The organism is Bacillus taeanensis (genome assembly GCF_003318295.1).
GTDB lineage: Bacteria > Bacillota > Bacilli > Bacillales > UBA6769 > Maribacillus > Maribacillus taeanensis.
The window spans coordinates 66,220-91,448 of the sequence record NZ_QOCW01000009.1 but is presented as its reverse complement, the minus strand read 5'-3'; the positions used below and the strand labels follow the sequence as shown (position 1 = coordinate 91,448).

At 34.1% G+C, this 25,229-nt stretch carries 28 protein-coding genes and 3 pseudogenes; 21 read left to right on the top strand and 10 right to left on the bottom strand.

Translation table 11 applies throughout. The features are described from left to right. The first annotated feature begins 49 nt into the window (after positions 1-49). On the top strand, positions 50-238 hold the full coding sequence (locus DS031_RS10505; RefSeq protein WP_113806030.1) for a hypothetical protein: 189 nt from the start codon (positions 50-52) through the stop codon (positions 236-238). A 266-nt stretch (positions 239-504) separates the two neighbouring features. On the opposite strand, the gene DS031_RS10500 is transcribed toward DS031_RS10505, so the two are convergent. The 4 genes and pseudogenes from DS031_RS10500 to DS031_RS10485 all read right to left on the bottom strand — a co-directional run. Continuing rightward, positions 505-1,770 carry a SpoVR family protein gene (locus DS031_RS10500; protein ID WP_113806029.1) on the bottom strand — a complete coding sequence of 422 codons (1,266 nt, stop codon included), beginning with the start codon at positions 1,768-1,770 and terminating at the stop codon, positions 505-507. A 13-nt stretch (positions 1,771-1,783) separates the two neighbouring features. Beyond that, on the bottom strand, positions 1,784-2,947 hold the full coding sequence (gene yhbH / locus DS031_RS10495) for a sporulation protein YhbH (RefSeq protein ID WP_113806028.1): 1,164 nt from the start codon (positions 2,945-2,947) through the stop codon (positions 1,784-1,786). 10 nt (positions 2,948-2,957) lie between these two features. Continuing rightward, entirely contained in the window at positions 2,958-4,853 is a 1,896-nt protein-coding gene (locus DS031_RS10490) for a PrkA family serine protein kinase (protein WP_113806027.1), read from the bottom strand. A 338-nt stretch (positions 4,854-5,191) separates the two neighbouring features. Continuing rightward, positions 5,192-5,378, bottom strand: a pseudogene (locus DS031_RS10485) (DDE-type integrase/transposase/recombinase); the annotation flags it as partial. Between the two features lie 238 nt (positions 5,379-5,616). Here DS031_RS10485 and DS031_RS10480 point away from each other — a divergent pair. The 4 genes from DS031_RS10480 to DS031_RS10465 all read left to right on the top strand — a co-directional run bounded on the left by DS031_RS10480 (position 5,617) and on the right by DS031_RS10465 (position 8,122). Then, entirely contained in the window at positions 5,617-5,973 is a 357-nt protein-coding gene (locus DS031_RS10480) for a DUF3231 family protein (protein WP_113806026.1), read from the top strand. A gap of 143 nt (positions 5,974-6,116) precedes the next feature. Beyond that, positions 6,117-6,599 (top strand): DUF2975 domain-containing protein, encoded by a 483-nt coding sequence (locus DS031_RS10475; RefSeq protein ID WP_113806025.1) that lies wholly within the window; start codon positions 6,117-6,119, stop codon positions 6,597-6,599. Positions 6,600-6,610: 11 nt separating this feature from the next. Next, entirely contained in the window at positions 6,611-6,826 is a 216-nt protein-coding gene (locus tag DS031_RS10470) for a helix-turn-helix domain-containing protein (RefSeq protein WP_113806024.1), read from the top strand. Positions 6,827-6,874: 48 nt separating this feature from the next. Beyond that, positions 6,875-8,122, top strand: a complete 1,248-nt coding sequence (locus DS031_RS10465) for a DUF4153 domain-containing protein (RefSeq protein ID WP_113806023.1) — start codon at positions 6,875-6,877, stop codon at positions 8,120-8,122. Between the two features lie 679 nt (positions 8,123-8,801). Here the strand turns inward: DS031_RS10465 and DS031_RS10460 are convergent. Both DS031_RS10460 and DS031_RS10455 read right to left on the bottom strand, forming a co-directional pair. Next, a complete protein-coding gene (locus tag DS031_RS10460; RefSeq protein ID WP_113806022.1) occupies positions 8,802-9,071 on the bottom strand; it encodes a hypothetical protein in 270 nt (89 codons plus the stop codon). A 209-nt stretch (positions 9,072-9,280) separates the two neighbouring features. After that, positions 9,281-10,156, bottom strand: a complete 876-nt coding sequence (locus DS031_RS10455) for an ISL3 family transposase (RefSeq protein ID WP_181833100.1) — start codon at positions 10,154-10,156, stop codon at positions 9,281-9,283. An 885-nt stretch (positions 10,157-11,041) separates the two neighbouring features. On the opposite strand from DS031_RS10455, the gene DS031_RS10450 reads away from it, so the two are divergent. The 4 genes and pseudogenes from DS031_RS10450 (at position 11,042) to DS031_RS10435 (ending at position 13,209) form a co-directional block, all read left to right on the top strand. Beyond that, entirely contained in the window at positions 11,042-11,650 is a 609-nt protein-coding gene (locus tag DS031_RS10450) for a hypothetical protein (protein ID WP_113806020.1), read from the top strand. Between the two features lie 58 nt (positions 11,651-11,708). Further along, complete coding sequence (locus DS031_RS10445) at positions 11,709-11,891, top strand: hypothetical protein (protein ID WP_113806019.1); 183 nt, start codon at positions 11,709-11,711, stop codon at positions 11,889-11,891. Between the two features lie 28 nt (positions 11,892-11,919). After that, on the top strand, positions 11,920-12,585 hold the full coding sequence (locus DS031_RS10440; RefSeq protein WP_113806018.1) for a L,D-transpeptidase family protein: 666 nt from the start codon (positions 11,920-11,922) through the stop codon (positions 12,583-12,585). 346 nt (positions 12,586-12,931) lie between these two features. Further along, positions 12,932-13,209 (top strand): annotated as a pseudogene (locus DS031_RS10435) (DUF3189 family protein). Here the strand turns inward: DS031_RS10435 and mntR are convergent. Then, positions 13,123-13,551, bottom strand: coding sequence for a transcriptional regulator MntR (mntR, locus tag DS031_RS10430; protein ID WP_113806017.1), 429 nt, complete (start codon positions 13,549-13,551; stop codon positions 13,123-13,125). The pseudogene DS031_RS10435 and the gene mntR sit on opposite strands and share 87 nt — an antisense overlap. 50 nt (positions 13,552-13,601) lie before the next feature. Next, on the bottom strand, positions 13,602-14,003 hold the full coding sequence (locus DS031_RS10425; RefSeq protein ID WP_181833099.1) for a cupredoxin domain-containing protein: 402 nt from the start codon (positions 14,001-14,003) through the stop codon (positions 13,602-13,604). Between the two features lie 320 nt (positions 14,004-14,323). Between DS031_RS10425 and DS031_RS10420 the strand changes: the two genes are divergently transcribed. From DS031_RS10420 to DS031_RS24435, 7 genes and pseudogenes are all read left to right on the top strand, one after another. Further along, positions 14,324-15,391 carry a multicopper oxidase domain-containing protein gene (locus DS031_RS10420; protein WP_245947336.1) on the top strand — a complete coding sequence of 356 codons (1,068 nt, stop codon included), beginning with the start codon at positions 14,324-14,326 and terminating at the stop codon, positions 15,389-15,391. 32 nt (positions 15,392-15,423) lie between these two features. Further along, positions 15,424-16,650 (top strand): ZIP family metal transporter, encoded by a 1,227-nt coding sequence (locus tag DS031_RS10415; RefSeq protein WP_113806015.1) that lies wholly within the window; start codon positions 15,424-15,426, stop codon positions 16,648-16,650. A 20-nt stretch (positions 16,651-16,670) separates the two neighbouring features. Further along, positions 16,671-16,844 carry a hypothetical protein gene (locus DS031_RS23625; RefSeq protein ID WP_181833098.1) on the top strand — a complete coding sequence of 58 codons (174 nt, stop codon included), beginning with the start codon at positions 16,671-16,673 and terminating at the stop codon, positions 16,842-16,844. After that, entirely contained in the window at positions 16,822-17,106 is a 285-nt protein-coding gene (locus DS031_RS10410; RefSeq protein ID WP_113806014.1) for a c-type cytochrome, read from the top strand. Before DS031_RS23625 ends, DS031_RS10410 begins: the two co-directional genes overlap by 23 nt. 33 nt (positions 17,107-17,139) lie before the next feature. Beyond that, positions 17,140-17,316: a twin-arginine translocase TatA/TatE family subunit gene (gene tatA, locus DS031_RS10405; protein WP_113806013.1), complete on the top strand. Its 177-nt coding sequence runs from the start codon at positions 17,140-17,142 to the stop codon at positions 17,314-17,316. A gap of 38 nt (positions 17,317-17,354) precedes the next feature. Further along, complete coding sequence (gene tatC, locus DS031_RS10400) at positions 17,355-18,110, top strand: twin-arginine translocase subunit TatC (RefSeq protein ID WP_113806012.1); 756 nt, start codon at positions 17,355-17,357, stop codon at positions 18,108-18,110. A 703-nt stretch (positions 18,111-18,813) separates the two neighbouring features. Then, positions 18,814-20,243, top strand: a pseudogene (locus DS031_RS24435) (IS4 family transposase). Between the two features lie 337 nt (positions 20,244-20,580). Here the strand turns inward: DS031_RS24435 and DS031_RS10390 are convergent. Both DS031_RS10390 and DS031_RS10385 read right to left on the bottom strand, forming a co-directional pair. Continuing rightward, entirely contained in the window at positions 20,581-20,931 is a 351-nt protein-coding gene (locus tag DS031_RS10390) for an ArsR/SmtB family transcription factor (protein ID WP_113806011.1), read from the bottom strand. A gap of 30 nt (positions 20,932-20,961) precedes the next feature. Next, positions 20,962-22,725, bottom strand: coding sequence for a SulP family inorganic anion transporter (locus tag DS031_RS10385; protein WP_113806010.1), 1,764 nt, complete (start codon positions 22,723-22,725; stop codon positions 20,962-20,964). Between the two features lie 217 nt (positions 22,726-22,942). Here DS031_RS10385 and DS031_RS10380 point away from each other — a divergent pair, with 217 nt between their 5' ends. From DS031_RS10380 to DS031_RS10365, 5 genes are all read left to right on the top strand, one after another. Beyond that, the gene (locus DS031_RS10380; protein ID WP_113806009.1) at positions 22,943-23,278 is read left to right on the top strand and encodes an ArsR/SmtB family transcription factor; all 336 of its coding nucleotides are present in this window, start codon (positions 22,943-22,945) and stop codon (positions 23,276-23,278) included. Continuing rightward, on the top strand, positions 23,275-23,712 hold the full coding sequence (locus tag DS031_RS10375) for a DNA mismatch repair protein (protein WP_113806008.1): 438 nt from the start codon (positions 23,275-23,277) through the stop codon (positions 23,710-23,712). The genes DS031_RS10380 and DS031_RS10375 overlap by 4 nt, the downstream gene beginning before the upstream one ends. Before the next feature lie 42 nt (positions 23,713-23,754). Further along, complete coding sequence (gene ytzI, locus DS031_RS10370; RefSeq protein ID WP_425451959.1) at positions 23,755-23,934, top strand: YtzI protein; 180 nt, start codon at positions 23,755-23,757, stop codon at positions 23,932-23,934. A gap of 31 nt (positions 23,935-23,965) precedes the next feature. Further along, positions 23,966-24,127 (top strand): hypothetical protein, encoded by a 162-nt coding sequence (locus DS031_RS23620; RefSeq protein WP_181833097.1) that lies wholly within the window; start codon positions 23,966-23,968, stop codon positions 24,125-24,127. 163 nt (positions 24,128-24,290) lie between these two features. Beyond that, a complete protein-coding gene (locus DS031_RS10365) occupies positions 24,291-24,632 on the top strand; it encodes a zinc ribbon domain-containing protein YjdM (protein ID WP_113806006.1) in 342 nt (113 codons plus the stop codon). The last annotated feature ends 597 nt before the right edge of the window (positions 24,633-25,229 follow it).

Below are 25,229 nucleotides of genomic sequence, written 5' to 3'. Positions count from 1 at the left end.
TAGATTTATCATTTGAATTTAAAAAATTTTAAGAAAGGAGGAGATGAAAGTGATTTTAGAATCGACTGAAGAGCATTATAAGTTACTCAAGGGTTTATGTTTTTTAGAAGAAATAAGAAATGTGGTTAGTATTGATGGACAAATGATGGATATTGAGAATCATTTGTACAACTTTGTAAAAGAACAGTATCGTGAATTAGAAGAACTAGAAGAATATCCTGTGGCTTCAGTACTTTAGGAGCTTAATAAGCCGTCCTTCAACACTTTTCTTATTTTAGTATTATCAACATGTTCTTCATATATCTTTCTTTTTAAATATACGAAATTGCTCCATTATAAGAAGATCCCTCTTCCATTCACTTTTAGGAAGAGGGACTTTTATTATTTTCATCTATTTTTTTTGGTATAAATACATACTCATAAAGCAAACAAGTTAAATCTTACCTACAAGCAAGCTTTCTTTAAGGACACCCTTTTATGATCACCACCTTCTCCAGCTTAGTTTTAGACAGCTTCTACTTGTTCGTTCCCTTTGCACATAAATGTTTTTGTTCTTCCGCTTACAATGGTTTCTAGATAGACAGGTTTTCCCCATAAAAAGGTTAGATAAGGTAATGTTTTTTCAACATAGCTAAGATCAAGGTCAATTCCCTCATGTTTATGTTTAATTAACAATTCTCCATTTTGATTATAATCACCGTCAAGAACAACTAAATAGGGAAAGCCGCCATTTACTTTTTGGGAAAGTAAATTTTGTTTAATAGTATTCCATTCTTTATTTGTAATCACATAACTGTTGTCGCGTTTGCCGTATAAATACATATCTGTTTCTGCTATAAGGTCTTTTGTCAAATAATTACGGAGAAAGGAGAGGTCATTATTCATTTCTCGAACTTCAAAAAGAAAGGCTTGTCCATAGTTTTTTTCAAGGGATTCAAACATTTTTAACCCTAAAAAGTAAGGATTAATGCCGTGGGGGGAAGGGCGGATAACGCTCGCATTCACTTTTGCAAAGTTAATGAGGTCATCCTCTGAAAGCTCAAGTTCCCGCATAATTCGAATATGCCAATATGTTGCCCAGCCTTCATTCATAATCTTTGTTTCAATTTGTGGCCAAAAGTAATACATTTCTTCCCGGAGCATATACACAATCTGCTTTTGCCATGATTGTAATGATTTACTGTTTTCAGCGATAAAGGATAAGAGATCTTTTTCCTCATGAGCATGTTTATCATTTGATTTAACGCCTTGAGGTCCCCCAGTATGATAAGCATACCAAGGATTAATATGCTCTTGAATGGCGAGCACTGCATCAAGCGTATGTTCCACATCTGTTAACCCGTATTCAAATTCCATCTCATGAATTTGTTTTGCGTAAAGGGCCATTGTATTGACCATGTCACGATTTGTTAGAGAGAAATAAACATTGTTTTTAAAAAAATCGCTGTGTCCAAGAACGTGTGCAGCAATTAGTTTATTTTGAATAAGTGTATTGTTTTCGAGTAAAAATGCATAACATGGATCAGAGTTAATAACAAGTTCATAAATTTTACTTAAGTTAAAGTCATAATCCATTTTCATTCGACTAAATGTTTTTCCAAAACTCCAGTGAGAAAAACGGGTAGGCATTCCATAAGCACCTATAGAGTAGAGAACATCTGATGGACAAATTTCATAGCGCATTGTGAAAAAATCAAGGCTTTTCTCTGATGCAATAGTAGTAATTTTATCAATACTTTCCGTTAAATCAATCATTTCCTTTTCTTTCATCAAAGCACCTCCATTATTGCGATGCGGCTTTCATTTTGTCGCCGAAAAAAGATTTTAGAGCACTATAGACATCACTTTTTTCTCGAATGCTGCTCGTAATAAATGAGGGATCAGTTATTTTATTCATTTCTGCCGAAAGCTTTGACGAGCGATTAAAGGGATTGATTTCACCATAACCTGTCATATTACATTTTTTAATTAGTTCTTTGACAAACTGAATAGTTTTTTCATTGTCTGCATACCAGTTATCACCATCAGAAAAGTGAAATGCATAATTATTATATGCTTCTTGCGGATAGCGGCTGTCGATGATTTCATTTGCAAGTTTATAAACAGAAGAACATTTCGTACCGCCGCTTTCACCTTTTGTGAAAAAATGTTCCTCGGATACTTCTTTTGCTTCAGCATCGTGCGCTAAAAAGACGATTTCAACTTTTTGATAATTTGTTCTTAAAAAACGAACCATCCAAAAGAAAAAGCTCCTGGCAATATATTTTTCAAATGTTCCCATAGAGGCTGACGTATCCATCATCGCCAGTACAACAGCATTAGTCGTCGGTTTCTCTTGTATTTCCCATGTTTTAAAACGCAGATCATCTTTTGTAATTTGAAGGCCAGTGTTTTGTGTTTTATGTCTTGATTGTCGTTTAATGGTTTCAAAGATTGTTCGCCGTTTATCAATATTTCCTATAATTCCTTGCTTTCTAATATCATTAAATGAGATTTCTTCATGGGTAAGCTCGCTTTTTTGCTTTTCTTTCAAATTTGGGAGCTGCAAATCCTCAAAAATAAGTTCTGCAATTTCATCCATGCTTACTTCTGCTTCATAATAGTCTTCTCCAGCTAGATCACCAGGCTTTTCTCCTTTACCTTGCTGTGCTTCTCCTTTTTCACTTTGGCCGAGGACATCACCGACATTTGAATCCCCGTTTCCTTGACCAACTCTTTGCTGATCATCTGAAGAAAAACGAAATTTATACTGTTTAATAGAGCGAATAGGTACTTTAATTTTTTCGGAATTTGAAGACATAATAATTGATTCTTCACTTACAATATCAGCAAGGTTTCTTTTAATCGCATCTTTTATCTTCTGTTTATGACGTTTCTGATCAATATCGCCTTTTCTGTGAAGTGACCAGTCGTCGCGCGATAGTATAAAAAGTGGTTTCATCTCCATTTTCATCACCCTATCGATTTAGTAAGCTGCCGACGTATTGAAGAAGTTCATTGGCACATGTCGGACAGTATCCATGGCTGTCCATTAAACGTTTTGAAACTTCATTAATACGTTTTAACTGCATTTCATCTGGCGTTTTTGAAGAGGTAGTAATTTTAACAACATCTTTTAAGTCTGAGAATAATTTTTTCTCAATCGCATCTTTTAATCCTTCATGAGAGGTATAATCAAATGTTTTTCCTTTACGAGCGTATAAAGAAATACGTATTAATATTTCTTCGCGAAAAGCTTTTTTTGCATTTTCAGAGATTTGAATTTGTTCTTCAATGGACCGCATCAATTTCTCATCCGGGTCAATTTCTTCTCCAGTAATAGGATCGTGCATTTTATTGCTGTGGCAGTATGCTTCTACATTATCAAGATAATTATCAAGCAGGCTTTTAGCAGATTCTTCAAATGAATAAACAAAAGCACGCTGCACTTCATTTTTGGAAAGTTTATCGTACTCTTGTCTTGCAATTGTGATGAACTGCATCATTCTCTCCACTTCTTCAGTTGAGATGGAAGCGTGTTGCTCAAGTCCATCTTTTAATGCTTTTAATAAATCAAGCGCATTAATACATGTTTTATTTCCCTTTAATAAAGCGCTTGAAATGCGGTTTATTACATAACGGGGATCAATGCCAAACATTCCTTCGTTCTTTGCTTCTTTTTTAAGTTCCTCAATGTCTTTATTCATATATCCTTCAAGTATTTCTCCGTCATAAAGATACATCTTTTTTAGTTGATCAACATTTGCTTTTTTGGAAGGCTCAAGTCTTGTAAGAACAGAGAAGATAGCGGCAGTTTTTAAAGCATATGGAGCGATGTGGACGTGTTTTAAGTCACTTTGACCAATAAGTTTTTCATAGATTTTTTCCTCAGCACTTGCTTTTAAATTATAGGGGATTTTCATAACGAGAATACGGGAGTGGAGTGCTTCATTTTTTTTATTGCTAATAAAATGGCGGTATTCAGTTTCATTCGTGTGGGCAACAATCAGTTCATCAGCACTAATTAATGCAAATCTTCCTGCTTTAAAATTTCCTTCTTGGGTAAGAGAAAGTAAATTCCAAAGAAATTTCTCATCGCATTTTAGCATTTCCTGAAATTCCATTAAGCCTCGGTTTGCTTTATTCAATTCCCCATCAAAACGATAGGCTCTTGGATCAGATTCTGAGCCATATTCGCTGATTGTTGAGAAATCAATGCTGCCTGTTAAATCTGAGATATCTTGTGATTTTGGATCTGAAGGAGCAAATGTACCAACTCCAACACGGTTTTCCTCTGAAAAGATAATGCGTTCAATGGGCATATTTTCTATGTTTCCATTAAATTCTTCTTTCACTCGCATCCGGCAAATAGGGCATAAATTTCCTTCAATTTTAACTTGTAAATCTTGCTCGAAATTTGCTCTTAGCTGTTCAGGGATCAGGTGAAGAGGTTCTTCGTGCATTGGACAGCCTTTTATAGCATAAACGGCGCCATCCTTTGTTCGTGAAAATTGTTCTAAACCTTTTTTAAGCATTGTAACAATGGTTGATTTTCCTCCACTTACAGGTCCCATTAACAGAAGCAGTCTTTTTCTTACGTCAAGTCTTCTCGAGGCAGGGTAGAGATATTCGTCAACAAGCTTTTCGATAGATTCATCAAGACCAAAGAGGTTTTTGCTGAAAAATTTATATTCGGTATACTGTTCATGTTGCACTGTTCCGGCTGCTTTTATCATGTCATAAATTCTAGTATGAGCTGGCATAGCAATACGCGGGTTTTCTTTAATTAGTTCTAAGTAATCTCCAAAAGAGCCTTCCCAATGCAAAGTTTCTTCCTCTTCTTGGTAAGCATGAAGCATGTCTAATAAATTCATCGTTTATTCATACCCCCTAAAAATAAACTTTTAATGCTGAATACTTTTTAAGAAAATAAAAAGCACTCACTTAAAGGTTCAATCATGCATATGCTGGCTTGAACATAACATAAACGTAGGATAGGAACCTAGTAGAGTACTTAACGTATAAATTGCTACTTGATATTATTATACCATATAACTGACGTTGTCGTGATTTACTGCAAATAATCAAAAGGATTCGCTATCGAATTGCCGGTTCTGCTGCAAAGATAAAATAAAAGAGAATAAAGCGCATATATTCCTAGCGAAATTTTATCTCATGCTGCAAGCCCAAACAATTGATGGATGAATTCTTTCTAATTTTGGACAGACTGATTCCGTAAATCAACTTGTTCTTTTTTGATCATATGCATGGCTTCTACTCCCGAAAGAATGGATGTAGCTGTGTCGAAAGCCTTGAAACCTAACTATAGTAAGGACTCGTTTCTTAATGAATCGATGATCCTGTTCTATTATGTTGTTAAGATATTTCACTTGCTGTATTTAGCATTTAATCAATGCTATAAATGGCAGTATATTTTTTGTATAAGAAAAAAGCGATTATTTGCAAGATATGAATAGAATTTTACATATAGTCGCTTTCTTTAGGAAGACCCTTTATTCTATTAAAGCACCATTTAGTTGAACAAGAGAAAATTCCACATGGCTTGAAACATAATATTTCGTTAAATGAATATTTTCAACCATAGAGGGAAATGTAAAAAAAGTAGATGATAAAAGGGTGTGTAATAAAAATGATGAAAAAAATACGATTAGCTCATCAGAACTTGGAACTCTGTGGCTTACATACCAAGAGAAAACACTTATCCTTAGAGTATTAGAATATTTCATAGCAAAAGCTGATGACCAACATGCCATGAATATTATGGGAGGGTGTTGGCAAGAACTTGACCATTATGTTATGCAAATGGAAAAAATCTTCGAGAGTGAAGGTGCCGCTATTCCTAAAGGTTTTACAAAAAAAGACGTTCATTTAGAGGCTCCAAAGCTATATGATAATGGGTTTGATATCATGTTTCTTCGAATTTTAAAAGAAGTTAGCTGTACAAGTTATAAATTTAATTGTTTAAAGTTATAGAGCATTTCTTTGAATAAGGAATGCTTTTTATTTTTGTTTAAAAAATAACAATAAAAATGTTATTAAAATTAATAAAAATTTATTGTAAAACGATAAAATGTATATTAAAATCAAAATCAGAATAAATAAGTGAGGTGCGTTTTATGGGAAAAGTAACAACGTTGTTTTTAAAAATAGCTGTTATTCTTTTAGGAGTCCCAGTTCTTGCTCTGTGCATCTTTTTGGTGCCTGAGATGGCGAATCTTGCAGCAAAATTGCTTCCAGAGTTTGCTTTTATAAAATATCTCGTTTTCGTCGTTTTTGATGCATCGGCAATACCTTTTTATTTTGCTTTGTATCAGGCTTTTAAACTCTTAATCTATATTGACAAAAATAAAGCTTTCTCCGATTTATCTGTAAAAGCTTTGAAGAAAATCAAATACTGTGCAATCACAATCAGTATTTTGCATGTGCTAGTTTGGCCGCTCTTCTATATCTTTGCGGAAGTAGACGATGCACCAGGAGTTATCTTTGTCGGATTGATTGTTCCTTTTGCTTCGATGGTTATCTCAGTCTTTGCGGCTGTTCTCCAAAAACTTTTGCAAGAAGCAATTGATATAAAATCAGAAAACGATTTAACGGTCTGAGGTGAATAATAATGGCAATTATAATCAATATTGATGTGATGTTAGCAAAAAGGAAAATGAGCGTAACAGAACTTTCTGAGAAGGTTGGAATAACAATGGCGAACCTTTCTATACTGAAAAATGGAAAGGCAAAAGCGATTCGATTATCTACTTTAGAGGCAATTTGTAAGGCTTTAGAATGTCAGCCTGGAGATATTTTAGAATACAAAAGTGAGGAAGACAGTTAAACGTTGTGAAGGAAACTTAATATAACAATTATTAGGGGAGATATAACCATGGACATTAACAATTTGATTATTGAAAATATTGCTAAACCTCATGAGCTGGAGAGAATGTATAGAAAAGACCCCAAAGCTTTTAAAAAGTCATTCTCACACGCATGGGAACAAAATCCTGATTCTCAGGTTCTTGGCGTTTGGTATGAAAGATTGCATTTTAAGGAGACGGCAAACACAGAAAAATCTTCCTTGCTTCAAAAAGGTTTCTTATTCATGGGCATTTTAGCCATTCTGGCCGGGATAACCACCAGGATCATTTTCCATTTTGTCGAACAGGAAACAATTGCTCCAATTAACCTGGCCTTTGGTATAATTCCCTTTATTGCTGCCTATTTTGTTTACAATAATACTCCGAAAAAAAGTGTTATTTATTCCCTTGCAGCGTTGTTCCTAATTTCCTGGTTTTATCTTAATATGCTGCCATTAAATTATAAAGACAGTATTATCCTTGCTTATTTACACCTTCCCATATTCTTATGGATATTGGTAGGGCTTGCATTTACAGGAAATGAATATTCAAAAGGCAGTACAAGGTTAGCCTATATTAAATTTAATTTGGAATATTGTATTCTCTACGCCAGCATGGCAGTTAGCGGGATGGTGCTAGCAGCATTAACCATGCAGTTATTTAGCTTTGTTGGCTTGGATATAGAAGACTTCTATTTTAGTAATGTCGTTTTATTTGGTGCTGCTGCTCTCGCTATTGTGGCTGCATACCTGGTATCAATGAATCTTAAACTTGCTAAGAATATTACACCATATATAGCTAAAATTTTTAGTCCTCTTGTCCTGGTTACATTGTTGGTCTATCTTATCACGGTTATATGGGTCGGGAAAAATCCATTCTTGGACCGCAATTTCCTGATAGCTTTCAACGGAATACTCCTTGGTGTATTGGCCATTACCATATTTTCCATTACCGAAAGCGACTCAGACGAGAAAAAGAACATTTCAGATTATATAAATTTTGCTTTAATTGTTCTTGCGCTTATCATTGACAGTGTGGCTTTGTCAGCCATCGTGTTCAGACTTTCTTCTTATGGGATTACGCCTAATAGACTTGCTGTTTTAGGAGTAAACATACTTATCTGGGCAAATCTAATTTGGATTATGTTCTCCTATATTCGTTTTCTACAAAACAAATCCGGAGCTTTAACTATCCAAGATGCTGTTACTAAGTATTTGCCTGTCTACGGACTTTGGGCAGCTTTCGTAACATTTACTTTTCCTATAATTTTTAATTAGAAAGGCTCTGTTAATGTAACGAAAAGCTAATCTTCTATAAAATCCTTTAAGCCGATATTATGTAGCTTTTTATACAGAGTTCCATAGTTTTGGCTTATTTTCATTACTAAAGTTAAAGAGAGAGTATTCAAACTAGAAGACATAATATATTGTTGCAGCTGGATTCTTTAAAATATGTCCAGTTTAAATAATTAGAATTACCATCAACTATTCCCTTCCTTAATAAAATACAATGGGTTTGTAATAAAGGATTAACTATAATCAAAATAAATAAACAATTTAAAGTGTATTAATGAATAGTACAACCATACTGTTCAGTAGGAAATTTACTAAAGGATGATACCTTAATTGGTTATCGTCTTTCTTCAACTTATAAATCGCGTTTGATGAAAAAAGGATCATACATATAATCCTGCCTAATAATGTATAATCCTTTATTTTTTATTCAAGCAAAATCAGTATTAAAAAAAGTGTAAAATAAATGTAAAAATTACACTCTTGTTATTTTACATCTTATTTTGACGCGATGATTTGCAAGACCTTCTAAATAAACAGAAAGAGATGGATGGATCGTTGTTTACTAAACTATCAATAGGGTATACCCTGCACGACCATACATCATGCACTTTATTGTTTTTAAACGATTGATTTGCCCTTCTAAAATGCCATTATTCCAAGGTTAATATAAGGCATGTTTTACGGCATCGATGTCAGCTTTGATGCCGTTAATAAATGATTGAATGGCTGAAAGGTTCACTTCTTGATAGTTAGATATCCATGTCTCTAGGTCTGAATGATTTCGATTGCGCACTAAAGATAGAAAAGCCTGAACCACTTCATGAATCATCCTTATATTTGGAAAAGCTTCTAGGAAAGCATCTGGTACCCCTTGGATCAGTTCGTTAAAATCCTCTTCTTTCCAAAGCTTTGTTAGTAATTTTGAGCGCAAAACAGTCTCAGTTATGTACTGATCATTGCTTTCTCGACGAATTTGAGCAACAACAGCATTTAATGTAGAACGAGAACCAGAATAGCCCTCTTTTCTAATTTCTTTTTCAATAAAATCAGTTACGTAACCTTCAAAAATAAGTGATTGAATTGTTGATAAAAATGAATCACTGATTGATGAACGACGTAAATCAGGGCGTTTATTTTGCTTTAAATACTTGTAAACCGTTGCTCGACTGATATGAAAGTGACGTGCAATCGCTGCAATTTTTTACCTTCTTGATAGAATCGTTGGACGTTTAAGATGAGCTCCCATTTTTGATCTGCGTTCTTTTCTCGCATTTGATCAGACTTCCTTGGTGAAGCCATACTTTTAGATTCTGTTGAATCCACTCTTCTTTTCTCTGTCCACTTCAATGGTAAATAATCAAGAAGTGTTTGTTTTAGTGCATCAAATAATCCTTTTAAAAGATGCCATCGATCAGCAACTTGGATAGCAGAGGGCAATGCTTCTGTAATCGCCGAGGCATACGTTTTAGATCCATCCCTACTTACAAGTTCGATCGATGGATGCTTCTTTAACCATGATTGAACAGAGGTTCCATCTTGGCTATTTAATACATCGATTGGTTTTTTACTGTCTAGATCGACGATCAAGGTACCATATCGATTTCGCTTTTTAAATGCAAAATCATCAATTCCAACTCGAGTTGGCTGAGAATAGCTAGGAACTTTAATTTGATGAATGAACCGAAGCAGTGAGTCATGGCTGATGGCTGCGTGAAAAAGGTTTACCATTCGACTAGCAGCTAAACAATTATTTGAAAGAGTTAATCTAACTAAAACTTTATGTAGTCGCTTCGTGCGACGTTGATAAGGTTCCACCCAAGAAAAACGTTCTGTAAATACTATATTTTCACAGTAAACATTGGTACAAAAGAATTTCCGGACTTGAACTTGAAGATAAACGATTTTCTCATTAACAGGTAAATCTTGAATGAATCGAGTGTAGCGACTATGAGTACGATTTGATTTTTTCCCACAAGTCGGACAAGTACATGATGAAGAAGAGGACTTATAAATCATAAGATAACGAGCTTTATCTTCAATTAAATGTAACGGAATCAAAATCTGATGATGGAGAACTTACAATCATAGCAATAACCTCTTTTATAGCTATTTTATCAGAATAATAGAAACTGAGGTCATCACCAAAAGTGCGTAAGAACCACTTTATTCTAGCAGTCACAAGAATATGAAAGAACGTAAAAAATAACCTATATAATAGGAAGAAATAAGTCAAAAAATGAGCATCTACCTCCACAAAAGAGGAAGATGCTTTTTCAGAATGGGGGAATGCATTATCAGTTTTGCCAGTTTGATAGATTTATATACATTTATTTTTAAAATAATCACGTTGAACTTTGAAATAAATAAGGAAAGTTCTCCATAAAAGCATATTTTACTTCAACAGAGAGCAAATCTCTGCATGTTGTTTGATAAGGAAACAGGATTTCAAACCTATTCAAAATAATAAATGTATGAGAGATAAGCTATGTTGTTATCTCTGTGAAAAATATGTTTACGAAGCAAATATCGGTATCCGTAGACTCCTTTCAAGAGTATGATTGGAATGGAAGATCTATTAAATATCATCATGTGCAAATTCGTGATTACATGATTGTGGTAGGGAGGTTCTTTCATTTATTGATCTATACAACAGCAACTAGACCCTTAAGTTATTTTTTCTTTATAGAAAATCAATCAATGTAACAAAAACGAATAATTTTGTCATGTAATTTTGTTTGAAAAATATCTAAAGACCTGATCAATTACAATTTAATGGGTAGATAACTTTTGAACACCGAACTGGCGGATACTATCTTTACCCCAAATACATATTTCTAAATGTATTTTAAGAAAAATTGTACAAAATAAGTTTGTACTTTTAAATTGGAGTTGATTAGGGATATGAAAAAACAAGGCATTCTTTTGATTATAAGTATAATTGTACTTTCTTTAATAAAAAATGAGCCAACTTATGCTTTCGAGAAAGAAGTTCCCTTTTTTCCAATAAGTTTTCGTATAGAGATGCCGTCTTGGGAAGAAGTAAACAAAATAATACCAAAACAATCAAAATTTCAGATCATTGATGTAGAAACAGGAAAAAGTTTTAATGTCCAAAGAAGGGCCGGAAGTAATCATGCAGATGTGCAACCATTAACTAAGAAAGATACTGAAATTATGAAAAAAGTCTATAATGATCAATGGAGTTGGAGACGAAGAGCAGTTTTAGTTTTAGTAAATGATCATTTAATCGCAGCATCTATGAATGGCATGCCTCATGGGGGAGGAGTACTTCAAAATGGTTTTTCAGGTCATTTTTGTATTCATTTTTGGGGAAGTACAACACATCGATCTAAAAATCCTGATTTGTCACACCAACTTATGGTTTTAAAAGCAGCTGGAAAAATAGAAGAATATTTTAAAAAAGCTACACCTTATGAATTATTGAATGTGTTTATGGTTGCAATTAATAATACAGATGATGAGTTATTAAAAATGATTTTTTTTCAATAATGAACTAAAAGATATTGATAGCGTAATAAACAAAATAAATAATATCAAAGGAATTCAAGTGATTTCTTTTACACCAAAAAAAGAAGTTGCAGAATTGGTCATCGCTGAAAGGCTTGTTAAAGTCGAATTTTATAAAGAGGGGATAGGAACAATAAAGAAAAATGTCAACTTTATTTTTAAAAGAAATGCTGTAACAGATCAATGGCGCATGGATTTATCTGTTACTAAAGAGTTTACATAGTATTTTTTTATATGATAGAGGTGAAGGAATGTTTGGAAAAAGAGTTCTTATGATATTGTTCATGGTACTTATTTTTACTGTGTTATTTTCAAGAGATGACATTTCCGCCCAAAAAAATGAGGATATGAAAATTTATGTGAATTTATGGTCTGGTCATTTAATGTTAATGAAAAATGAAATTGTAATTGAAAGTTTTTCTATTGCTCATGGTACAGAAAATACTCCTACTCCAATCGGAACTTTTAATATTATAGAAAAATCTAAAGGTTGGGGAGGAGGGTTTGGAACACGATGGTTGGGAATGAACGTTCCTTGGGGGAAATATGGAATCCATGGTACAAATAAACCAAGCTTAATTGGTAAAAATGTTAGCAGTGGTTGTATTCGAATGTTTAATGATGATGTGGAAAAATTATACGAAATGGTTCCTATAGGAACTGTTGTACATATTGATGGGCCTATAACTGGGACTGGAAAAGGGGAATTAAAAAATTTATCGTTAGGTTCTAAAGGGAATTTAGTGCAGCTAGTTCAACAAAGGTTAAAAGCAATCGGACATTATAGTGGCGAAATCAATGGGATATATGATTCTAAAACAGAACAAGGTATGAAAAAATTTCAGAAGGAAAATACATTACCTATTACTGGTGGTGTAACATATCGCGAGTATAAAGCTTTAGGTTTGATGGAGTAACGTATCGATTAGTTAGCGTTTTGGTCTTGTGTTTTCCGGGCAAGGGAATACAAGCTAATGTGTTCTCGCAATTGCTTGCTGCATTTGTGTTCGGACTGTTATCTTAAATGCAACTAACTTTTTAAACCATATAATCTACAAATAACGCTTGTCTATGTAATAGAAATTATTGTTAATTAAAAAATAAATAGAAGAAAATGTAGTATCTGAGGAATTAAGGATCAATTTCTAATTAAACGGTAATATTAAGGTTCCTCTTCATGTCTGACTTAAAGGGGTCTTTTTGAATTAATGTATGAATAATGGTGATAATAGGTAATTATAAATGAGCAAAGAGGATGATATCTTGATTTATATATATAATGATTATGGTGGAACACATACTACTGCCCTAGCAGCATATCACTAAAAAAATTACCTGCTGATCGAAAGCTAACCAAAGGAGAAATATTGAATGTTAACTATTTCAATAAGTTAAACAGCTCAGATGCGGGAAAAATTATTTTTCAAGGGATAAAGGAAAGGAACGTTTTTTTGTTAAAAATGTTTCTTTTCATTATTTCGAAAGTTCATAAAAGAATTTTGAATGGCTTGATGTTTATTAAAAAAATCTATAAGATTTGAGAGGCGTTCTACAGTTTGATCACTGATATAATGTTCAATTCCTTCTACCTCATGATAAATTTTATCTTCATCAACACCAATTCTTCGTAAAAGCTCTTCAAGAATTTGGTGTTTTTCTACCAAACTTTTTGCTGCTTGCTCTCCTTTTGTGGTTAAAGTAATACCTCGGTATTTTTCGTAATTGATATATCCCATCTCGCCAAGCTTTTGAATCATTTTCGTAACAGATGATGGATTTACATCTAAAAGGGATGCCATATCAGCACTTCTAGCATATCCTTTATTTTTTATTAATAGATAAACTTTTTCTAAATAATCTTCCATACTGGGTGTTGGTTTCATTTAATCCCTCTTTTCATTTTAAGTGGAGATCTAACTTATCTATCGTGTTGTTATTTAATCAATAACTGTGCAGTCATCCCTGATTCTTTATGTCCAGGAAGTGAACAGTATGTTTCAATATTTATCGATTCATCAGCTTCAAATGTAATTTTCTCTTCTTCACTTGGTGAAAGTGTTCTTGTATTTAAATCAAGTTCTGGAATCACAAGATCATGTGGATATGATCCCTTATTTATGATGGAAAGTTCTACGACTTCTCCACTATTAAGCGTTATTTTCGTCGGTGTGATTGTCCATTCTGTTAATTCGATATTCAGATGAACTTTACTTGTATCTTGTTGAATCATTTCCTGACTAAATATTGGTGAGGACTTATACCACAAAAATAGTGTTGTGAATAGTGTTAAGAAAACTATAACAATGATTAAATGAATACTATTTTTCTTAAACATAAATTTCACTCTTTCATCAATTATATAATCATGAACAGAAGCCATTCTTTAGGAAAATTATATGTATGTAAAAAAATAGTGTTACTTTTACCGTGTCAGAATTCGGTAATATGTTATTAGTATATATTAATTTTTGCATTAGGTAAAAATATTTAGATGAATATAAAAATTCTTCTTTACAAATAGCAATAAGGTATCTACAATAAAAGTTGCACAAGGGAAAAAAACATAGTTTTGTGAAATACACATGCATCAGATAAAAAAATAGGCATATTGTAAATAAAAGACCTTATTGATTCTTTACTATGGGAGGTGTGGACATGAAACACCAAAATAAGGAGGAATTTACGGAAATGAACACAAAATCAGAAAAGGAAAACGTCTATTCACGCCGTTCCTTTTTAAAGGCAGGAAGTCTTGGAGCACTAGGTTTAGCAGCAATGAGTTACCTTCCAGGAGGATTACAAAATACGGTACTTGCACATGGAGGTACCTCTGCAAGTTCCACGCATGATCAAAGTACTCCCTTAACAAATGGGAAAAACTCATCAAAAATGAGTCATGGCTATGATCCTATGAAATTTTTGACGAATTTTGATTACGGAAAGATAACAACGCTTCCGAATGGGCAAACACAGCGTGAGTATCAAATTGTGGCAGAGGATAAAGAAATAGAAGTGGCACCTGGAGTCTTTTATCCAGCGTGGACTTATAACGGCAGCGTACCGGGTCCGACGATTCGCTGTACAGAGGGAGACCATCTTAAAATTTACTTTGTAAATAAAAGTAGTCATCCTCACACGATTCATTTTCATGGCATACATCCGGGGAAAATGGATGGCGTATTTGAAATTGTTGCACCAGGTCAATCGTTTACGTATGAATTCGATGCTGCACCGTTTGGTATGCATGTTTATCACTGCCACGCGATGCCGTTAAAAAAACATATTGAAAAAGGGTTATACGGTACATTTATCATCGATCCAAAAAAACCGAGGTCAAAAGCAAAGGAAATGGTGATGGTGATGAATGGCTTTGATACTAATTTTGACGGAGAAAATGAATTTTATACAGTAAATGGTGTTGCCAATTATCATGCTGATCATCCAATCAAAGTAAAAGTCGGTGAGCCTTTACGTATTTACCTATCTAATATGACGGAGTTCGATTTAATTAACTCGTTTCACCTTCATGGAGATGTATTCAGATATTATCCAACAGGCACAAATTTAGAGCAGTTTGAACTGACTGATACTATCATTCAGTGCCAAGGACAGCGCGGTATTTTAGAGTGGGAATTTAAGTTTCCAGGGCGATTTATGTTCCATGCCCATCAATCAGAATTTGCAGAATTAGGCTGGATGGGAATATTTGATGTAGTGGAATAAAAACGATCACGTTTAAGGGGGGAAGAAATAAAGTGGCAAATTTAGAATATAATCAAAAACCATCTGTTCATTCACGGCCAAATCCGGCGAAAACATGGCTTTTTGGCATTTTACCAGTACTTATACTTGGCGTAATCCTTTTTGGAATTGTGAAAATAGGCCTTCCATTCTTTGGAGCTGGCGGTCCGCCTGTTGAAGAGTTAACATTTGAACAAATTACGCTCCAACCAGGGCAAATTACGGCGAAAGTACGAAATACAGGACATGAAGATTTGACAATTGCTCAAGTTTCAGTAAACGAAGCGTATGTCAATTATTCGACGGAGCCGACAAATGTGATTCCGCGTCTTAAAACAGCTACTTTAACAATTCCATATCATTGGGTAGAAGAAGAGCCATATGAGATTGTAGCAGTATCATCGATCGGATCAACGTTTGCAGGAGAAGTAGAAGTAGCAACATTAAGTCCGACACCAAATGCGAATACATTTGGAATGTTTTCTTTAATTGGTCTGTTTGTAGGGGTGATTCCAGTTCTCTTAGGACTATTATGGAAACCATTCCTTGCAAAAGTGAATGATCGCGTCTATAAATTTTTCTTAAGTTTAACGGTTGGTCTTTTAGCATTTCTTGCGATTGACGCTATTGAAGAGTCATTAGAGATTGCCCTTGGGATTGCTGGTGCATTACAGGGAATTGCATTAATTGTTTTTGGCATTTTTGCAAGTGTATTTGTATTAACAGCATTAAGTAATAGATTGACTGGTACGTTAAGTGACAAAAGCAGCATAAGTGGACGATTAGCATTAGCTTATATGATTTCTATTGGTATAGGACTGCATAACTTTGGTGAAGGATTGGCAATTGGTGCTGCATACACACTCGGAGAAGTAGGTTTAGGAGCCTTTTTAATCATTGGATTTATGATTCATAACTTAACAGAGGGTCTTGCGATCGTCTCACCAATTTCAAGATCAAATCAAACACCCAAAAGATTAATTAGTCATTTAATTTTACTAGGGCTTATTGCGGGAGGTCCTGCCATAATCGGTACTTGGATTGGCGGATTTGTCTATTCAAATGTAATGGCATTATTGTTCCTATCAATTGGAGCAGGAGCGATTTTCCAAGTTATCTATGAAATTACGAAAATGATGTCTAAAAAAGATAAAGCCGTCTTTAGTGATTTACCAGGAGGACTTGGAATTGCTGCAGGACTGCTCATTATGTATATAACAGGCTTATTTGTTATTGGATAAAGAGGAGAGGAGAAGTAATCATGGATAGTTTCACAATCGTAGAAATTATTATTTTGCTTACCGTCATACCATTCGTATTACTTTACGCTCCTAGAAAAATTGAGAAAATGAGATATGCTTCAAATAGTATAACAAGGAAAAAGTTGTTGTTAGGTCAAAGAAAAGCAGGAAGTGCAACCAACAAAAGAAAATAATGAAGTTGTTAAGATTGATGAAACAAGAATTAAGGTACTGCTACGTTCCTGCATGGGCTGTGATGGAGGCAATTTAGAAGGTGTGCCGGGTGACGGTCCAAACCTTCACAATATTGGTGCACGCTATACAAAAGAAGAAATTCGTGATATTTTAGTGAACGGAAAAGGAAATGGAAGCATGCCAAAAGGGCTGCTAGAAGACGGTAAGGCAAAGGAAGATGATCTTGAAATGTTAGTAGAGTGGCTTTCACAGTATCAATAAGTTTCCTATATTAACGTAAAGGGGAAGATAAGGATGCCATTAGGACCAGGGAGCATTGCGATTATTGCGTTTATTGCAATTTTAATATTTGGTGCTGATAAATTACCTAAACTTGGAAAAGCGACAGGAGAGTCTCTTAGAGAATTTAAAAATGCAACAAAAGGGATTGCTGATGACGATGATGATGCGAATAAAAAGCAAGATAAATAATCGACTAAGGTTGAATAGTCGATGTTAGGATGAGTTTTATGAAAGAAAAAATGACCATTTATGAGCATATTGGTGAATTAAGAAAGCGAATTATTATTGTAGTCGCTTTCTTTCTCGTTGCTATGATTGGTGGATTATTTATTGCACAGCCAATTATCGTGTTTTTGCAAAGTGCTCCTGAAGCGCAAAGCATTCCAATGAATGCATTTAAATTGATAGATCCAATTAAGGTCTATATGCAGTTTGCCTTTTTAATGGCAGTGATTGTGACGTCGCCTGTTGCGCTTTATCAGTTATGGGCATTTATTAGCCCTGGCCTTTATGAAAATGAACGAAAAGTAACATTGGGGTATATTCCTTTAAGCGTTATTCTTTTTATTGGTGGCTTATTGTTTGCATATTTTGTTCTTTTTCCATTTATTATTCATTTTATTAGCAGATTAGCCGAGCAATTAAATATTACAGAACAATACGGAATTAATGAATACTTTTCATTTCTCTTTCGAATAACAATTCCGTTTGGTATTTTGTTTCAACTGCCAATTGTGGTGATGTTTTTAACGCGTTTAGGTATTCTTACTCCAATGTTTTTAGCGAGTATTCGGCGATATGCTTATTTTGTACTATTAGTGATAGCCGGCTTTATTACGCCGCCTGAATTGTTATCACATATGATGGTAACAGTTCCAATGTTGTTGTTATATGAAATAAGCATTATCATTTCACGTTTTTCTTATAAAAAAGCTTTGCGTGCACAAATGAAAATGGAAAATGAAAATAAGGATGTCCTGTAAGTCTGTTGTTCTGACTTATGGGACATCCTTTTTGATTTGCATGAATAGTTTGGTGATTCAGTGGAAGAAATGAAAATGATTTAATAAAAAGTACTTCTAGAGAATAAGTTATAAATGAAATCGGGAAGGATAAAAAGTATCTATATAGTCTTCTGCAATTAAGTCATCTAGTTTTTCCTTTTGAGTAACAAGTTCTTCTATATTGAGGGAGATTGTTGAGGAACGATTTCAATTAAATTGGATATTTTTGTTAAAATATATAATGAAAATTACGAAGACTTTCTCTAATATGAACTAAACTGTCAAGATCCTGTTTATTGCAAAATAAAAGTGCGTAAGAACCACTTTTTTATTGCAAAACACAAAGATCCCGCACTTTTTGGACAAATTGAATAGAGAGAGCACCTTTTACGTATTCTCCACTTAAAACTTTATATGGAGTTGTGGTCATGATAGTCTAGTTGGCTGAGCCAATTTTTTATTAAAACAATTTACAGCTCATGCTTCTTATTCGGCTTCTGATGAAAAAGGATGGAAAGAAACCGTTCGGACAAACCCGAGAGAAGTTACACGAAATATCGTTCATATTACTCCGTATACGGGTGAATACGCATGCCCATCAAGCGAAGTTAAAATCATACCCTCAAAATGAAAAAACGCTATGCTTATCGTAAGTAGTTTACGAGAAAGGATGGTGTTTTTAATGAATCCTATTATTTCAAATGAACTGAATCTTTTCGCGCAAGAGCTGCAATACTTTTTATCCCCAGTAGTCCTACAAGACATCGCCAAACAAGTTGGCTTTGTACAGCGATCTAGTAAGTATCAAGCAAACGAACTCATTGCCCTTTGTGTATAGATCAGTCAGGAAATCGCTAGCACATCTCTTACCCAATTGTGTAGTCGATTGGAAGCTTACACTGGGGTACTGATGAGCCCAGAAGGACTTAATCAACGCTTTAATTCAGCAGCTGTCGCATGTCTTCGAGAAGTCTTTACCTCTCTTCTTACAAAAAAACTCTGTTCAAATCAATCGCTTTCTGCACACATGATTTCTACTTTCAATCGTATCCGTATTTTAGATGCGACAGTGTTTCAACTGCCTGATCATTTCGCCACTGACTATCAAGGTTCAGGTGGGAGTAGTAATACGGCAGGCGTGAAAATCCAATTGGAATATGATTTACTGAGTGGTTAATTTCTTAACGTGCAACTTGGGCCAGGAAAGAATAATGATAAAGCATACGGTACCATCTGCCTTGAAACCATAGAGGCAAGCGATTTATGTTTGCGTGATCTTGGTTACTTCGATTTAAGATACTTACAAGCCATTCATGATAAAGAGGCTTACTATATCTCGAGGTTAAAACTGAATACACGCATGTATATCAAGAACCCTCAGCAGAATACTTCAAAAATGGCACGTTAAAAAAGCAAACAGAATACATCCAGCTGGATATGACACAAATGATGTCTGGTCTAACTCCTGGTGAAACGATGGAGATCGCCGAGGCATACATTAGCCAAAATCAGAAGCTTCCAGCACATGTCATTATCCATCGTTTAACCGACGATCAAACGCAAACACGGCTGAAAAACCAAGCGATACGTGAAAAGAAGAAAGGCATTGTCATGAAGGATAAAAGTAAACGTTTAATGGGCATGAATGTATATATCACGAACACGTCGCTAGAAGAAGTACCGACGAACTACGTGCATTCATTGTATTCGCTTCGTTGGCAGATTGAGATTTTGTTTAAAACGTGGAAGTCATTCTTTGAAATTGATGAATGTAAAAATATTAAAAGAGAACGCCTAGAGTGCCATTAATATGGACAACTCATTGGCATTCTCCTCTGTTCTTCTACGATGTTTCAAGTCCGACAGATTCTGCTTGAAAAGAAAAAGCAGGAGCTGAGTGAATACAAAGCGATTTATATGATTAAAGATTACTTTCCGTTACTGTTTCAAGCGATAGCAGTTGGCACAGAAGAACTTTTGAAAATTCTGCATCGTCTTTATAAGCTGCTCAAAAAGAACGGTCGTAAATGTCATCGGTATAAGAAGATGACCGTCTTTGATATTCTGGGTGTTGTGTATGAAACGACGGTGAAGCATAGACAAGCTGACTAGTGAAAAAATCGAATTTTGATAGGCTTTTTTGGCATGCCTACTTTTCCGCCACTGGCTAGTTTTGAAACAAGGATCATTTCGTATCTAGTCATTTACGTTGTTAGCTTGATGGGCATGCGGCAGGACCCCTATAATAGGAAGAAACACGTCAAAATTAAATAAATGTAACTACATTAATGTATACTGAAACTAAAAAAGGAACTGTAGTTTACTTATTCAGTTCCTTAATTCTACCTTTGTCTTTACATACGTGGCACTTTAACTTTATAAAAGGAATTATTGTTTTTACTTCCTTACCTTTGCAACGTCTACATAATATGAAAACTGCCATCTACACTCATTCTTTATCTTTTTCTACATTATCTGTATCATTGAATTTATCTAACATTGTTATCGTATCAACAAGGTGATTATTAAAAATTTGACGAGCAACACTGAGCAATTCAGTAATCATTGGATCTCTTAAGGAATAAATCACCCGATTACCGTCTTTAGTGCCGGTAACTATATTTTTTGCTCTCAACACTGTTAATTGCTGCGAAACTGCAGAGCCTTCAATTCCCACAAGACTTTGAATTTCATTTACATTTTTGTCTCCTTCAGCTAAGAGTTCAAGAATTCTTATTCTAAGAGGATGAGCAAGAGCTTTAAAGAATTCAGCTTTAAACTGCTGCATTTCAAGGTTCAATTTAATTCCCTCTCTTTCTAGATACAATTATTAAGATGTAGTAAATTCTGTTCGTCTTTGTTCTTCAACGTCCTTATGCGTACCAGACAAGACTGTACATTCTCTAAATGCAAAATGTTTGCATCCAATACATTTGTCTTCATTTAGATGTTTCAGCGCAAAATTTATTGCCTCTCCAGTATGTTTAAAAAAATGATCTTCTCCTATAAAATGAGATAAACCAGTCTTATTTAAAACACTTTTAGGCTGCGGTTTAACTTCAGATAGTAATACGATTCCATACTTTGAAAAACCTTTTACAATACTTGATAAATAGGATTCGCCAGTTGTATCCATAAAAGGAACTTTCCCCATTCTTAAAAGTAAAACTTTCGGTTTATAATTGATCGTATTCATTATTGATTGCTCAAACGCTTGAGCAGCTCCAAAAAACAAAGGGCCTTCAACATTATAAATACTAATTTGAGGACAGTCGCGGGCATCTGTCACCATGTGAGCTTCTACTTTTTTATGCTTATTTTTTGGATTAGGCAGTGCCTTTGTTGTTACCATTATATCACTCATTCGCTTTGTAAATAACAGTACAGCTAATATAAGACCTACTTCAACAGCAACTGTAAGATTAACAAAAACCGTTAATAAAAAAGTTACAACTAGAACAAACGAATCTTCCGTTTTCGTTTTTAATACATGATAAAAAGCATGTCGTTCACTCATATTCCAAGCTACTACCATTAAAATAGGGGCCATACTTGCTAATGGGATACTTGAAGCATAAGGAGCAAACAGTACTAATATGAACAATACAACGATTCCATGCATCACCCCGGACAATGGTGAGACTGCGCCGTTTTTTATATTTGTTGCGGTTCTTGCTATAGCTCCTGTTGCAGGAATCCCACCAAATAAAGGTGTGACCATATTAGCAATACCTTGCCCCATCAGCTCGCGATTGCTGTTATGCTTGCTATTTGTCATACCGTCAGCAACAACTGCAGATAATAAAGATTCGATTCCCCCAAGTACTGCAATCACAAAAGCTGGCCCAATTAATTGTTGAATCTTCTCAATAGTAATATTCGGTATCTCAAAACGAGGTAAATGACTTGGAATTTCACCGAATGTTGAACCGATTGTCGCTACTTGATTAGGATACAATAAACTCGCCACGAACGTAGAAAGCAGTAATCCAATAAGAGGACCAGGTATCTTTAGGGGAAATTTAGGTGTTAGTAAAACGGTAACAAGGCATATTCCAGCTGTTAAAACACTATAAAAATTAATGGTATGAAAATGAACGACAATTTCTCTTATATTTCTAAAAAATGATTCATGTTTCTCTATACCTGCAAGACCAAAAAAATTAGCTATTTGACCTATAAAAATGATTACGGCTATTCCTGATGTAAATCCTATAGTCACTGGTCTTGGAATAAATTTAATCAGTGAACCAAGTTTAAAGATTCCCATTAAAAATAGTATAATACCTGCTAAAAAACCAGCAATTAATAGGTTCTCATATCCATAAGTCATGACAATTCCAAATAAAATGGGAATAAATGCTCCTGTAGGTCCGCCAATCTGATACTTCGATCCACCGCATAGTGAAATTAAAATACCTGCAATTATTGTGGTGTATATTCCATATTCAGGTTTAACCCCAGAAGCAATTGAAAACGCCATACCCAGCGGTATAGCAATTACTCCAACGACTAAACCAGATAAAATATCCTTTTGCAGTGATTGTAAAGAATACCCACTAAGTCTTCCAATATAAAACCATTTTTGCTTCATAATCAACCCTTCTTTTTTAAAATATTTATATATCTGATTATTTGAATATACTATGATGAAAATTTACATCGTTTTCATATTAATGTCAAAAGAAATTTTCGAGGCGAAAATTATGTTGCAATTTATTTAAATTAGTAGTAACGTATAGTATATTCAAATATTTGAATATATATAGTTCTAATAAAATGATTAATTTATTATAAAAGAGGTGCATGAAATGAATCGTGAGATGCAGCATTTTAAGGCGGATTTTTTTAAAGCCTTATCACATCCCTTGCGAATACGCATCTTAGAGCTGTTAGCAGAAGGTGAAAAGAGTGTAAATGAACTTCAATATATTCTTAATACTGAAGGATCTGCCGTCTCTCAACAATTAAGCATACTGCGCTCTAAAAATATTGTTGTTGGAGTAAAAGAGGGTAAAAAAGTGATTTATTCCCTTAGAGATCCTCTACTTACGACATTATTGGCTGTTGCACGGGAAATTTTTAATAACCATTTAATTGATACGATTTCCATACTGGAAGAGCTTGAAGAGGAAAATATAAGTTGAGTATTGAAATGGCTAGAGAAGATGTTATCCAATATGGAATACAAGTATTTAGGTCAATAGGTGCTCACTATATTTGTGAGGTTTGTATTGAAAGTGGTAACTCTTGTTGTTTTGCGTGTGATTATTTACAGAATGGAATTGGATGCCAAAAGAGAAACACATCTTGTACTGCATGGTTATGTGGAATACAGAAGTTCTTTTTTCGTGAAATCGGGTTAATTGATGAATGGGAACATTTTTGGAGTCAAATACCTGGTCAGATGTTCCGTGATGATAAGACACCGGATAAAGTAAACATTACATCATTCATCAATATTCAGGATTTAGATGATAGTCTAGGAAAGATTGCAGCTGAGAAGTTAATCGCTTATAGAAAAATCGGAGGAGATATAGGGGGTTTAGAACTTTATTTAGAGAATAAATATGTGTATTAAAAGTTCAATTATCAAAGTAAAACTTCTGTATTATATAAAGAGGTGAATATATTGGTTGCCATTATTGTCATTTCCATTATTGTCATGCTGATTATTTTAGTTTTAAGCATCGCTGCAATTTCCAAAGGTTATTCTTATAAACATACTGTTGACACTTATAACTATGATGATACACCGCAAACTCCGCCGCATTTGAAAAACAAGGATGAAAAGGAGCTTTAATTTTTTGTTTTATTGCTAGAAGGGGGTTTATATGCAAAGTATTGTTCGAGGTGTCAGTATCCATGTTCGTGAAAACGAGCTGCAGTATTTTGTTTACTACTATAATGAGAAGCCCGTAAAGGTAAGTAAAGAAGAGTATAAGTTGGCGGTAGCTCACTTAAAGATGTGGGAAGCAAGAACGAAAAAATTGTAAAGACGCTGTCTGTATCGTTTGATCAATGCATTGAGCTTTTTATTTTAAAGGGTTTAAAAGTAATGCTGTTGACTTATTTTTGTAAAAAAGCAAGACGTCACTGTTGCATTGTTAATAGATTTATATATTACAATTGATAAGAATGAATGGAGGAAATGAAATAATGTTTGATTTGCCAAATTGTCCAAAATGTCATTCAGAATATACTTACGAAGATGGAAGTCTTTTTGTTTGCCCAGAATGTGCTCATGAGTGGACTTTAGAAGTAGAAGCTGAAAATAGTGAAGATAAAAAGGTTATTAAAGATGCAAATGGGAATGTCTTAAACGATGGTGATTCTGTAACAGTAATTAAAGACTTGAAAGTAAAAGGAAGTTCATTAGTCGTAAAAATAGGTACAAAAGTAAAAAATATACGTTTGGTTGATGGAGATCATGATATTGATTGCAAAATTGACGGTTTTGGAGCAATGAAGTTAAAATCTGAATTTGTTAAAAAGATATAGAGTTAGTTTTCATGCTGCAGAACTGAAATAGTTTCCATTATCAATAAAGGAATTAAAACAATTTCAGCAGTATGATAGATGTGTAACAGATTATATCCAATAACATCAGTAACAACACATATTTTATCCTTGGCTATTTGAACATTATCATTGTATATTCTGATTTTAATCTAAGCATTGCCCTTAAGCCAAAAAGTAACGGGGGTATATAAATTGGTAACAATCGAAAATCATCTCCTTTACCCTTGAAATTAATTTTAAGATAAATATTATAACTCCTTCTTAAAGTAAAGAACATTTAATACAATAAGGATCATTCGCCAGTTTAACAAAATGGTTAGTTTGTTAAACTAAAAACACCTTGATCACTACTAGATCAAGGTGTTTTTTGGTTCCGAGAAGATAATGTTATGTTAATTAAAAATGAACACCATATTGGACCTGTTTAGATACAGTTCCAATATGGGATGTCGATACGAAACAGACTACATATTTTGTAACAAAACATTGTCACAAAATTTTTATATAACAATATTCAATTAAACCTCTTTTTGGTACATGCAATTCATGTTCTTTTGCTAATCTAACCCAGTATTT

What these genes read in the sequence shown, in the direction of transcription:
- DS031_RS10500 (WP_113806029.1), bottom strand. Translation starts at nt 1,770, where the DNA reads ATGAAAGAAAAGGAAATGATTGATTTAACGGAAAGTATTGATAAAATT.
- yhbH (WP_113806028.1), bottom strand. Translation starts at nt 2,947, where the DNA reads ATGGAGATGAAACCACTTTTTATACTATCGCGCGACGACTGGTCACTT.
- DS031_RS10490 (WP_113806027.1), bottom strand. Translation starts at nt 4,853, where the DNA reads ATGAATTTATTAGACATGCTTCATGCTTACCAAGAAGAGGAAGAAACT.
- DS031_RS10475 (WP_113806025.1), top strand. Translation starts at nt 6,117, where the DNA reads ATGGGAAAAGTAACAACGTTGTTTTTAAAAATAGCTGTTATTCTTTTA.
- DS031_RS10470 (WP_113806024.1), top strand. Translation starts at nt 6,611, where the DNA reads ATGGCAATTATAATCAATATTGATGTGATGTTAGCAAAAAGGAAAATG.
- DS031_RS10465 (WP_113806023.1), top strand. Translation starts at nt 6,875, where the DNA reads ATGGACATTAACAATTTGATTATTGAAAATATTGCTAAACCTCATGAG.
- DS031_RS10455 (WP_181833100.1), bottom strand. Translation starts at nt 10,156, where the DNA reads ATGATTTATAAGTCCTCTTCTTCATCATGTACTTGTCCGACTTGTGGG.
- DS031_RS10450 (WP_113806020.1), top strand. Translation starts at nt 11,042, where the DNA reads ATGAAAAAACAAGGCATTCTTTTGATTATAAGTATAATTGTACTTTCT.
- DS031_RS10440 (WP_113806018.1), top strand. Translation starts at nt 11,920, where the DNA reads ATGTTTGGAAAAAGAGTTCTTATGATATTGTTCATGGTACTTATTTTT.
- mntR (WP_113806017.1), bottom strand. Translation starts at nt 13,551, where the DNA reads ATGAAACCAACACCCAGTATGGAAGATTATTTAGAAAAAGTTTATCTA.
- DS031_RS10425 (WP_181833099.1), bottom strand. Translation starts at nt 14,003, where the DNA reads ATGTTTAAGAAAAATAGTATTCATTTAATCATTGTTATAGTTTTCTTA.
- DS031_RS10420 (WP_245947336.1), top strand. Translation starts at nt 14,324, where the DNA reads ATGAAACACCAAAATAAGGAGGAATTTACGGAAATGAACACAAAATCA.
- DS031_RS23625 (WP_181833098.1), top strand. Translation starts at nt 16,671, where the DNA reads ATGGATAGTTTCACAATCGTAGAAATTATTATTTTGCTTACCGTCATA.
- tatA (WP_113806013.1), top strand. Translation starts at nt 17,140, where the DNA reads ATGCCATTAGGACCAGGGAGCATTGCGATTATTGCGTTTATTGCAATT.
- tatC (WP_113806012.1), top strand. Translation starts at nt 17,355, where the DNA reads ATGAAAGAAAAAATGACCATTTATGAGCATATTGGTGAATTAAGAAAG.
- DS031_RS10385 (WP_113806010.1), bottom strand. Translation starts at nt 22,725, where the DNA reads ATGAAGCAAAAATGGTTTTATATTGGAAGACTTAGTGGGTATTCTTTA.
- DS031_RS10380 (WP_113806009.1), top strand. Translation starts at nt 22,943, where the DNA reads ATGAATCGTGAGATGCAGCATTTTAAGGCGGATTTTTTTAAAGCCTTA.
- DS031_RS23620 (WP_181833097.1), top strand. Translation starts at nt 23,966, where the DNA reads ATGCAAAGTATTGTTCGAGGTGTCAGTATCCATGTTCGTGAAAACGAG.
- DS031_RS10365 (WP_113806006.1), top strand. Translation starts at nt 24,291, where the DNA reads ATGTTTGATTTGCCAAATTGTCCAAAATGTCATTCAGAATATACTTAC.